This is a genomic window from Faecalicoccus sp., assembly GCF_036552745.1.
Lineage (GTDB): Bacteria > Bacillota_I > Bacilli_A > Erysipelotrichales > Erysipelotrichaceae > Faecalicoccus.
The window spans coordinates 1-10,556 of the sequence record NZ_JAXKBY010000161.1 but is presented as its reverse complement, the minus strand read 5'-3'; the positions used below and the strand labels follow the sequence as shown (position 1 = coordinate 10,556).

Annotated in this window: 15 protein-coding genes and 1 tRNA gene; 4 read left to right on the top strand and 12 right to left on the bottom strand. The window is 42.1% G+C overall.

Features of this window, described 5'->3' with window-relative positions:
- On the bottom strand, window positions 1-480 hold a 480-nt coding region (locus U0M88_RS07730; RefSeq protein ID WP_331869448.1), incomplete at its 3' end, for a Mur ligase domain-containing protein.
- 399 nt (window positions 481-879) lie between these two features.
- Here U0M88_RS07730 and U0M88_RS07725 point away from each other — a divergent pair.
- Window positions 880-1,269 carry an HIT family protein gene (locus tag U0M88_RS07725; protein WP_331869447.1) on the top strand — a complete coding sequence of 130 codons (390 nt, stop codon included), beginning with the start codon at window positions 880-882 and terminating at the stop codon, window positions 1,267-1,269.
- Between the two features lies 1 nt (window position 1,270).
- Window positions 1,271-1,870 (top strand): hypothetical protein, encoded by a 600-nt coding sequence (locus tag U0M88_RS07720; RefSeq protein ID WP_022790326.1) that lies wholly within the window; start codon window positions 1,271-1,273, stop codon window positions 1,868-1,870.
- A gap of 8 nt (window positions 1,871-1,878) precedes the next feature.
- On the opposite strand, the gene U0M88_RS07715 is transcribed toward U0M88_RS07720, so the two are convergent.
- The 7 genes from U0M88_RS07715 to U0M88_RS07685 form a co-directional block, all read right to left on the bottom strand.
- Window positions 1,879-2,394 (bottom strand): ferritin, encoded by a 516-nt coding sequence (locus U0M88_RS07715; RefSeq protein WP_117446602.1) that lies wholly within the window; start codon window positions 2,392-2,394, stop codon window positions 1,879-1,881.
- A gap of 14 nt (window positions 2,395-2,408) precedes the next feature.
- The gene (locus tag U0M88_RS07710) at window positions 2,409-2,900 is read right to left on the bottom strand and encodes a flavodoxin (protein WP_117446603.1); all 492 of its coding nucleotides are present in this window, start codon (window positions 2,898-2,900) and stop codon (window positions 2,409-2,411) included.
- Complete coding sequence (locus U0M88_RS07705; protein WP_331869446.1) at window positions 2,893-3,438, bottom strand: tRNA (mnm(5)s(2)U34)-methyltransferase; 546 nt, start codon at window positions 3,436-3,438, stop codon at window positions 2,893-2,895. Before U0M88_RS07705 ends, U0M88_RS07710 begins: the two co-directional genes overlap by 8 nt.
- A complete protein-coding gene (locus U0M88_RS07700; protein ID WP_117446605.1) occupies window positions 3,419-3,958 on the bottom strand; it encodes a macro domain-containing protein in 540 nt (179 codons plus the stop codon). Before U0M88_RS07700 ends, U0M88_RS07705 begins: the two co-directional genes overlap by 20 nt.
- Window positions 3,955-4,905, bottom strand: a complete 951-nt coding sequence (rmuC, locus tag U0M88_RS07695) for a DNA recombination protein RmuC (protein ID WP_331869445.1) — start codon at window positions 4,903-4,905, stop codon at window positions 3,955-3,957. The genes U0M88_RS07700 and rmuC overlap by 4 nt, the downstream gene beginning before the upstream one ends.
- Window positions 4,906-6,219, bottom strand: coding sequence for a CCA tRNA nucleotidyltransferase (locus tag U0M88_RS07690; protein ID WP_331869444.1), 1,314 nt, complete (start codon window positions 6,217-6,219; stop codon window positions 4,906-4,908). It abuts the gene before it with no gap.
- A 72-nt stretch (window positions 6,220-6,291) separates the two neighbouring features.
- A tRNA-Pro gene (locus U0M88_RS07685) sits at window positions 6,292-6,368 on the bottom strand.
- Between the two features lie 152 nt (window positions 6,369-6,520).
- On the opposite strand from U0M88_RS07685, the gene U0M88_RS07680 reads away from it, so the two are divergent.
- Together U0M88_RS07680 and U0M88_RS07675 are read left to right on the top strand one after the other, a co-directional pair.
- Complete coding sequence (locus tag U0M88_RS07680; protein ID WP_331869443.1) at window positions 6,521-6,772, top strand: family 1 glycosylhydrolase; 252 nt, start codon at window positions 6,521-6,523, stop codon at window positions 6,770-6,772.
- Window positions 6,773-7,018: a family 1 glycosylhydrolase gene (locus U0M88_RS07675; protein ID WP_229035764.1), complete on the top strand. Its 246-nt coding sequence runs from the start codon at window positions 6,773-6,775 to the stop codon at window positions 7,016-7,018.
- 98 nt (window positions 7,019-7,116) lie between these two features.
- Here the strand turns inward: U0M88_RS07675 and U0M88_RS07670 are convergent, their stop codons facing one another.
- From U0M88_RS07670 to U0M88_RS07655, 4 genes are read right to left on the bottom strand one after another with little or no spacing between them, the layout of a single operon-like run.
- The gene (locus U0M88_RS07670; protein ID WP_300397926.1) at window positions 7,117-7,962 is read right to left on the bottom strand and encodes a class II fructose-bisphosphate aldolase; all 846 of its coding nucleotides are present in this window, start codon (window positions 7,960-7,962) and stop codon (window positions 7,117-7,119) included.
- Between the two features lie 12 nt (window positions 7,963-7,974).
- Window positions 7,975-8,817 (bottom strand): L-ribulose-5-phosphate 3-epimerase, encoded by an 843-nt coding sequence (locus U0M88_RS07665; RefSeq protein WP_331869442.1) that lies wholly within the window; start codon window positions 8,815-8,817, stop codon window positions 7,975-7,977.
- Entirely contained in the window at window positions 8,804-9,502 is a 699-nt protein-coding gene (locus U0M88_RS07660; RefSeq protein WP_272012894.1) for an L-ribulose-5-phosphate 4-epimerase, read from the bottom strand. Before U0M88_RS07660 ends, U0M88_RS07665 begins: the two co-directional genes overlap by 14 nt.
- 3 nt (window positions 9,503-9,505) lie before the next feature.
- Window positions 9,506-10,543, bottom strand: coding sequence for a hypothetical protein (locus U0M88_RS07655; protein ID WP_331869441.1), 1,038 nt, complete (start codon window positions 10,541-10,543; stop codon window positions 9,506-9,508).
- Window positions 10,544-10,556: the final 13 nt, after the last annotated feature.

Genomic DNA, 10,556 nt, shown 5'->3' with positions numbered 1-10,556 from the left:
GGCCACTTCAATATCCGCATCAAAATCCAGAATCGTTAAAGGCAGACCGATCTCATTGTTTCGATTTCCCTGAGTCTTCTGTGTTTTCTTCTCCTGCGAAAAAATAGAATACAACATATCTTTACAACTTGTCTTCCCGTTTGATCCGGTCACGGTAATCACCTTACACGATAAAGACTGTAAATAGGCTTTGGCCAATTGTTGTAAAGCCTGTGTTGTATCTTCTACCAGAACCAATGCCATATCTTCCGGATATGGCTTATGATCCTTTTGCCATAGACTGGCTTTGCATCCAGCCTTGCGAACACTATCCACAAAGCTATGACCATCAACTCTTTGCCCTAATATTGGAATAAAAAGACTCTTCGGTCGTACTTCTCTTGAATCTATACAAACACCATGGATCCTAAGATCATCCTCATCCTGGATACAAGGTGCATTTAAATACGCTGCAACTTCCTGAATGGTTTTGTTTATCATACAAATATGACCCCCATTTGAAGTTTATTATAGCATATTCCAAACCGTCTTTGAGGACAGATTTGGTCCGTCTTTACTTTTTTTAAACAAATTCTCTATTTTTCATTTTTTTATGGTCTTTCGTCTTTAAAATCACCTCGTTTTTGTATGATTCTCCCCACTTAAATACTATTTTGGACTAATTTCACATATTTTCCCATAATAATACCACATTTTTTGTTTTTGCCTATGCTATACTTTATGCAAGCAAGGAATAGAAGACCTTGCCGGTATGAAATCGTTTTGATATTCATACTAATTTTCTATCCCCTTAATTTTTTTGAAAAGTCAGGCACCCCCTTAGCCTGACTTTTCACTTTTTTTAGCGTATAATAAGAACAAATACAAGGAGGTCTTATTATGTGTATTTTCTGCTCTATCGCCAAAAAAGAAATTCCCAGCCATACCGTTTATGAAGATGATCAGGTTCTGGCATTTCTTGATATTAACCCTACGGCCGTTGGCCATACACTAGTGATCCCTAAAGAACACTGCGATTCTTTCCTGGATTGTCCACCGGCTTTACGCGATCACGTGTTTGAAGTAGCTCAACAATTAGCTAAGAAACTGGAAACCGCTTTACAGTGTGATGGAATTCATCTTCTTTCCAATATGCATGAAGCAGCCGGACAAAGCGTTCATCATTTTCATGTACACCTGATCCCTCGCTACAAAGACGATCAGGAAATCGTTGCTTTCCATGAAACACCCAACATAGATTTTGAAGACTTAAAGGAGAAGCTCCAATAACATGCAGGATTGGTCAATGCGGATGATCCTTGTCTTTGTCATACTCGCTCTTTTATACATCATCTTTTCCAGTATGTATCGAAAAGTGCATCAGGAAAGATTATTAAAAGAGCTGCAGTCTTTAGACTTTGAAGCATTTGACAAAGACATTCGATCCACTTTCACCAAATTATTCTTTCCTTTATATATGGTTGAGTTTATGAAGCTGAATCGCTATATCATGGCCGATGATACAGCCATGATCAAAGAACAGTTTCAAAAGCTGATACGAATCGCCCGCAATAAAAAGCAGCGATACGAAATCATCTCCATGGCCTTTGAACATTATGTCTATGAAGAAGATAAGGAACAATCCAAAAATCTTTTAGATACGATTGATCAGGGAGAAAACCAGGGATTAAAGGACCATGCACATATGTTGTATGATATTTTAATCGATCACAAATCCAATCATATTTCTATCATGGAAGAACAGTTTCCACAGTGTACCGCCCAAGAAAAAGCCATTGTCGGCTATTTATTGGCCAAACAATATCGCTCCCTCAACAATATAAAAAAAGCAGAATATTATGAAGAATTTGTAAAAAAGGAATCCGCTTAGGGATTCCTTTATTCATTCATGATGGATGGTGCGGTATAAGTTCTGCTTTTGTATTCGGCATCCAGATCATATAATGCCTTCGCATCGTTTCCAAACAACTCAAATTTGGTGATCATATCACTGGCATTCTTTTCTTCTTCCCCCTGCTCGGAGACAAACCAGTCTAAGAATTTCATCGTTCTAAAATCCTTATCCTGATAAGCGGCATCATATAAGGTGTGAATCAAGCCGGTCACATAACGCTCATGATTTAATGATTCCACCAGAGGTGTCTTAAAATCCTGAATTTTGATATTTGGTTTATCAATGGCCTCTAACACAACCGAACAGTCATTATCCTGCAGATACTGCATCATGATCTGGGCATGAGCCACTTCTTCCTGTACCTGAACATTGTACCAGTTGGCAAAGCCATCCAGTCCTTTTTCTTTATAGTAATTGGCAAAATCTAAATATAGATACGCCGAATACAATTCTTTATTCACCTGTGTATTCAACAAACCCGCAACTTTTTCACTTAACATGTTCTTCATCCTCTCTATTCTATACAATCCGGTGCATTGGCATACAGCCAGACATTTAAATCGGCCTCGGTTTCCTCATCGGTCTGTCCCTGGATCATAAACGGTTCACAAATCGTTGCCGACGGACATAAAGCATGCAGATCCTTCTCCATATTTTCAATACCGGCTCCACCATGAGAAAGAAATGGCAAAACTTTCTTATTTGCGAAATCATGTTCCTTCAAAAATGTACGTAAAGGCAAAGCCAAGGTTCCTGACCAGTTTGGCGTTCCTACAAAGATCGTATCATAGAATGAAATATCCACCGATACTGGTTTGTATGCAGGATCTACCCCTTTTTGCACCTGTGCATTTACAGTTTTAACTAAACTCGCATAATCTTCAGGGTAAGGTTCTAACGCTTCAATACGGCAAACATCGGCATCAACGGCATTTAAGATCAAGTCTTTTAAATGCGCTACACTGCTTCCTTGCGAATAATACACAATCAATGCTTTTTTACTCATGGTAACCTTCTTTCTTTTCTATACCTATCAGGTAGGGTGAATCTTCTTTATTCAACTGTTTATATTGTACCACTGTATATAAGGAAGCGCTTAAACTTTGCACATATTTTTCAATGCATTTTGCCTCTTCTTTTCCGGATGGATGTGGATATAAAACCAAAGCCATACGACCTTTTCGCTTTAATAATTTCAAGCCTTTTTGAATAGCTATAACACTTGTATTAGCTTGTGTACAAATGGATGTATCTTCTTGAGGACAATAACCAAAATTAAAGATCATCGCATCAATAGATTCAAAGATCAGCGTATCCATCGTTTCATGTCCCTGGCAAAAGGCTTGTACTTTAGGATTCTTTAATTTTTTCATTGTGTTTTGAAGAATGTTCTCCTGAATCTCAAAGGCAAAAACTTTCTGTACACCTTCCGATAAGAAGAACGCAGTATCTTTACCATGCCCTAAGGTGGCATCCACACAAGCGGCATGACGATGTAAGGCTGGCTTTAAAAACAAATGACTTTCATCGACCATAGAACGCATATTTGGCTAGTTCCTCCTTGTAGAGAAGATAATCTTCCTGTTGGTAACAAACAAAGACCACGTTGATCTTTTGAGCATCAGGATATTCATGCATCAGCTGATAGATCGTATTGACTGCGATCGAACAAGCTTCCTGATGCGGATAACCATAAATACCGGTGGCAATACAGGGAAACGCAATGGAAACAGAATCTAAATGATGGGATCGCATATAATCAAAAGCTAATACCATCGAGTTCCAGTAACATGCCTTTAGACTGTATGCCGCATTTGAATCCTGATGATAAATCGGACCAACGGTATGAATAATAGCTTTACTGGGAAGATCATAAGCCTCTGTCATAACGGCATCACCGGTTTGACAATACCCTATCTTTTGACAAGCAGTTTCTAATTGATGACCGGCCTTTTTAAAGATAGCGCCACATACACCTGAACCTGGAAGCAGATGATTGTTGGCGGCATTGACAATAATGTCAAAATCAAGACCTGTAATATCACCCTTTAACGTTGTGATCATTCTGGATCCTCCCTTCCTTCGATGATCGTATCCATTCGTTTTGTGATCTTAGAAGCACTCACAGATATAGAATGAAACTGCTGCACCAGACTATCCAAAGACTGCTTTGCCTTTTGGGATCGTTGTTCTAAACGATGAGCATCCTGCTGCAAAGCCAGGATGTTTTTCTCGATCTCTTCGATATGTGCACTGCGATAAAAATCTCTGGTGCTTGCCAAAAGGGTAAAGATCACCCCTACCAGCGTTGTTGGAGAAGTCATTAACACATGCCTTTCCAAAGCGTAATTCAAGGTGTCTGTACACTTACCGCATACAAACTGATAAATGGATTCACTGGGAATAAATAAGATGGCCTGATCCACAGTTTGTTCACTGATATATTTCGATGCGATGTCATCGATATGTTTTTTCATATTCATCTTAAAAAGACGAATAAACTCCTGCTGGTTCTTTCCTTCTTCGATTCGCAGATAGTTTTCCATAGGAAACTTAGAATCGATACACAATACTTTATCCGTTCCGGCTACCCGCAAGATCGCATCCGCCACTTTTCCATTCTTTAATCCATACTGCATAGAAAAGATTTCCGGATTTTGTCCTGCATAAATCTCCAGTAAAGACTGCAGCTGATATTCACCCCAGTTTCCGCGCATTTTCGTATTGGTCATGACTTTGTTCATGCTTGATAGATCTGTCTGCATCTTTTGAATGGATTGGGCTCCTAATGCGTTTTCTTTGCGCAAGATCTGGATTTGCCCATTTAAATTTTGAAATGTTTCCCGCATCTGTTTTTGATACAGCTCTTCCCTGGACTGTTGATCCTGCTGATGTACTTTTGTCATCAAGATACGATCATTCTGTTTTCTGGATTGTGCATAGACTAAACCAATCAAGATCAACACACAAACGATCAATATCGCCAACAAGATCAATATCAACATTTCCATTTATATCACCCGCCATCTTTGTATCATTTCAATCAAATGTTCTCTTGTATTCTGTTCCGGATCATAAAATACCAAATCCAAACACCTTTGAAGAACCTTTCGAACATCTTTTCCTGTAAAAGACGTATGCGTCAACACATCTTTTCCATTGATCTCTAGATCGTGAAAACTCATTGGTCGATCCTTGTTCTTTTCATAAAAATCTATAAAATCTAAAACACTTTGTACGCTTTGTTGGCCTTTTAAAGAATGCGCCTTTAAATCACAAATACTAATCGTAAAAAGCTTCTGCATCCAGGCATCATCAAACCCCATTTGAATGCGAAAATGATAAATGGTTCGTAGCCGAAGCGGCAGCTTTTCATCATGATGTTTGACAAGCGAACAGATCAGCTTTCGTTGATATGTGCTTAATTTTAAAGCCTTACAAATTCTATCAGCAATTTTGGCACTTTCTAAAGGATGACCATAAAAATGATCGATTCCATCCTTTGTAGTTTTTGTCGCCGGTTTTCCTAAATCATGAAATAAAAGTGCAAGAGCTAAGGTTTCATCAAAGGGGGTCAGAAACGTTATCGCACGTAAAGAATGATGGAGCACGTTCGTATCATGCCATGGACTATTTTGTGCACAGCTCTTACACAGCTCTAATTCTGGCATCCATTTTGACAATAATTGTGTCATATTCTCAATTTCATACGGATTATATTGCAAAATCTCTTTTAATTCTTTATCAATTCGCTCTACGGCAACCCATTGAATCAGCTTGCTGTTTTGATGCAAGGCTTCCTGTGTCGTTTTATCCATCGTAAAGCCCAGCTTAGCACAAAAGCGATGTGCGCGGATCATGCGCAGGGCATCTTCCTGAAATCGTTGGTTCGCATCTCCGACACAACGAACGATCTTTAAAGAAAGATCTTTTTTTCCGCCAAAAGGATCGATCAATCCAGTATTTGGATGATAAGCCATCGCATTGATCGTAAAATCTCTTCGTCTTAAATCTTCGATAATGGAAGATACAAACTCTACACGATCCGGATGACGATGATCTTTATAGGTCGTTTCACTTCGAAAGGTGGTGATTTCTACCGGCTGCGGTGTCAAGACCGTGATCGTACCATGTTTGATTCCTGTTGGGATCGCATGCGTAAATAAGCTTTGTACCACATTCGGCAAAGCACTGGTACAAACATCATAATCGGCGCAATCTCTTTTCAACAAGGAATCACGCACACAGCCACCCACGACATAGGCTTCATAACCGGCCTGATTCAAAGTCTTCAAAATTTCAAGAATATTTTCCGGAAGTACCATCACAAACCTCTTTTCCTTCTTATTTTATACGATATTTCCCCACAAAAAAAGAGCCTTCCGGCCCATCAGATATGGTCGGGATGACAGGATTTGAACCTGCGACCCCTTGCACCCCATGCAAGTGCACTACCAAGCTGTGCTACATCCCGCTATGTTCATTCTACTCCATTTGCATAGGAAACAAAAGAATAAACCTTATTTTTCAATATGCTTTCTAGTTTTTATAAATTCCGTTTTTGCTGTACTTGTTATTGTATTGCCTTTTTCTGTATTTTAAAATTGAAGTAAGGAGGCGGTAGTGATGAAAATAAAAATTCCTGAAAATTTTATGTTGGGGACAAGCTCCAGTGCCTGGCAGATTGAAGGAACGGCCGGTAAAGAGGCTGGACAGGAAAGCTGGGCTGATTTGTTTTTTCAAAGCGATCCTTCGCGCTGGTATGACCAAATCGGTCCTCAAAAAGCCAGTGACTTTTATCACCGATACAAAGAAGATATTGCCGCTATGACAAGCTTTGGACTCAATACCTTTCGCTTTACCATACAATGGGCCTGATTGATTGAAGATGACTATCGCATCAACTTCATCAAGCGATATCTATACTATACAATCAAGGCAAAAGAAGAAGGATGTCATTGTCATGGCTATTTGATTTGGTCTTTTATCGATCATCTCTCTGCCATCAATGCCTTTAAAAATCGTTACGGTCTTTTGGAACTGGACTTAAGCACATACAAACGTAAACCCAAAAAATCATTATTTTGGCTAAAAGACTGTATAGAAAAAGGAATTGTAGAATAACTCGCATTGTAAAAGCAGCCATTTTGATAATGACTGCTTTTTTTCACTTTATGACATTTTTTCGATTTAGTATCGTTTAAACCACTGTATCCATTTTATTATTCTGTCCAGGCTTTTCCTTCTTGTCCAAACAGTTTGACATAATGGGCTAAACGATCTTCATATCCTTTGATGAAACTGGGAATCAACTTCCATTTATCAAAATTTGGATCTTGGATAAATTTTTCAAGTTCTTCTTTACCCGCCACGACAAGCTCTGTTGCCAGATTGACCTTTTGAATACCGTTACGAACTGCTTTTGCCAGATTTTCATTACCGGTACCACTGCCACCATGTAAGACTAGCGGCGTATCTGGGCAAGCCTTGACGATTTGTTCTAATCGCTCAAAATCAATATGTGGTGTTCCTTTATAGCGACCATGAGCCGTACCGATCGCCACTGCCAAACAATCTACACCTGTTTCTTTGATAAAACGAGCGGCCATTTCCGGCTCAGTCAGATTGCTTGTGCCATCGACTGAATAGTTTTCCCCTTGTCCGACATGACCAAGTTCCGCTTCCACGCTGATGCCTAAAGGTTTACACATCTTGACGACTTCTTTGGTCTGCTTGACATTTTCTTCATATGGAAGACTGGAGCGATCCACCATGATTGATGTAAAACCGGATCGAATTCCTAACATGATGTCCTCATACGATTTTCCATGATCCAAATTGATCGCAAATGGCACCGATGAAGTGCTGACCAATTCACGAATCATATGAACAAACCATGGAAGATCGGGATGAATGAACGCATTGACATCAATGATCATAGGTGCTCTTAGTTCTTCCGCAACATGAATCACAGCTCGAACCGTATCTTCACTTTGAACGTTTGGTGCGGTAACTCCATAACCTTCCTTTTTAGCACGATCCAGGATTTCTTTCATTGTCACTAACATATATAATTTCCTCTATTGATCTAATTTATCCCTTAAAAAGCGGGAGGCAAAGCACAGATCTTCTTTCCAGTTGGGATCACCCGTGTACCAGAATTCTCCCACAAACCGGTACACTCCCATCTCATACAGGCATCGGATGTTTTCTTTAAATTCCGTATGTCCCGTCCCAAACGGGATCTCCCGGTATTTGCCCGGTACCGTCTCCTTGAGATGTGCCGCAAAAAGATGGCCCTTTCCCTTCTTCAGATCCTCATTCACACTTGTTCCATAAAGCAGTGAGGCATTCTTTAGATTCCCGATATCCGGATAGATCCCCAGATACACACTGTCGATCCGGTCCACATAGTCCATCGCCTTTTCCACCGTGTCCATGAACGGTGTCTCCATCGTCTCAAAGCCCAGGACCACACCTTTGCGGGCCGCCATTTCCACACTCTTCTTCAGATTCTTTTCAAAGAGCTTCCGGGTCGTTTCATCCCCTGTTTCATAATACACATCATAACCGGCCAGCTGGATGATCCGGATCCCCAGATCATAGGCCAGATCGATCGCCTTCTCCATGATTTCTAACGATCTTTTCCGGATTGCTTCCTCTCTGGATCCCAGCGGATACTTGCGGTGAGCGCTCAAACACATCGAACGGATGGGTACACCGGTCTCGATCATGGTCTCCTTGATATGATCCCGTTCTTTCTGTGTCCAGTCCAGACGGGCCAGCTTTTCATCGCTTTCGTCCACGCTCATCTCCAGATAGTCAAAGCCGCTTTTTCTTGTCAGCTCCAGCTTTTCCTTCCAGCTTAAAGAATTGGGCATCGCCTTTTCATACAGGCCCAGCTCGTATCTATTTCTGTCCATAGTAGGCTCCCGGCCCGTGCTTTCTCTTAAAGTGTTTGTCTAAAAGTACCTGCTGCATCGGTTCGATGGCATTGTTTCTTAACAGGGTTGCCATCGTATTCATCATGGCCACCTCTTCTAAGACCACGGCATTGTGTACCGCATTGAACGCATCCGTACCCCAGCAGAATGGGCCGTGGGAATGGACAAGAACCGCCGGTACCTCATCGGGATCGATGTTTCTTTCCTTAAATGTTTCCACGATCACCTTTCCGGTCTCCAGCTCATAGTCACCGTGGATCTCTTCTTCACTCATGAGTCTTGTACACGGTATGTTTCCATAGAAGTAGTCAGCCTGTGTCGTTCCCAGCGCCTGGATATCCAGACCGGCCTGGGCAAAGCCTGTCGCCCATCGGGAATGGGTATGCACCACACCGCCGATGTTCTTCCAGTTTCGGTAGAACTCCAGATGGGTCGCAAGATCGGAGCTTGGTTTTAGACTGCCCTCCACGATATGGCCTTCCAGATCGACCAGCACGATATCTTCGGCCTTCATCGTATCGTAATCGACACCGCTTGGTTTGATGGCCACGATCCCCCTTTCCCGGTCGATGGCACTGACATTGCCCCAGGTAAAGGTAATCAGTCCATATTTGGGAAGCAGCAGATTGGCTTCCAGGACTTCCTGTTTCATCTTTTCCAGCATCGTCTATTCCTCCGTGACCACATAGACCGCCGCTTCATTGGCCGTATGGTTGGCACTGACGATCAGATCCCGGTCTTTTTCATGGACCACGCACAGGTTGGCCGGTCCCACCCCTTTTTCAATGACCGTGGCTTTATAGGCTCCATCCACATACTGCACATAGAACAGTTCCGCCTCTTCTCTTCGTACGCCGGCCACAAAGGACGGTTTGCCGCATAGGGTCGTTCCCACCAGGGTATGGGCAAAGTCGATGGTATTGTCATAGGTCCATACTTTCTTATAGCCGTTTTCTTCCTTCTTATAGATCTGGATGGAGTTGCCATGGAACGGTTCGATGGTCATGATCTCCTCGATACCGTCACCATCCAGGTCGGACGTGGCGATCTCACCGATCTGTCCCTCCAGGATGAACTCGGTCTTCCATTCTCCGTTTTCCTTTTCCGGCGGTGTCACTTTCAGGATGCCCTGATCACTGCCGAAGTAGCCGACATCCTTTCCGTTTTCCTTTCCATGCCAGTAGCCGTGGTTTCGAAACAGACCGTCTTTGAGGATCTTTAGTTCGATACCCTGGGATGGATCATCGGGCAGCTTTCCGATATAGATGCGTCCCGGTACGGACCAGTCGTTCTTTTCCTTCTTGGAGATGGCGATGGTGGCCCCGATAAAGTAGTTGGCGCCATCGACCTCATAGATATCGAAACGGTGGATATACGGTAAAGACAGGACGTCTTTGATCTGCCAACCCTTTTCGTCATCGTACTTTCCCCATACGATCTTGGCTAAAGACGGGGACACCTTCAGATAGAACTCCTGAACGGCCAAAAATTCCTTCTCTTTGTTGGGGATGGGGATAATGGACATGCAGCCACCGGGATGGGTCCATACCGTTTCCTTTGTCTCAAAGTCTTTTCCGCTGTACATGTTGCAGGCGATATCGGGATCCTCGCTGGCCAGAAGGATATGGTTTTCACCGTTCATACAGATATTGCTGGCGCAGTAGCAGCGCTTGATATCGTCTAAATGTTTTTTCTCGATCTTCATTTGTTTTCTCCTT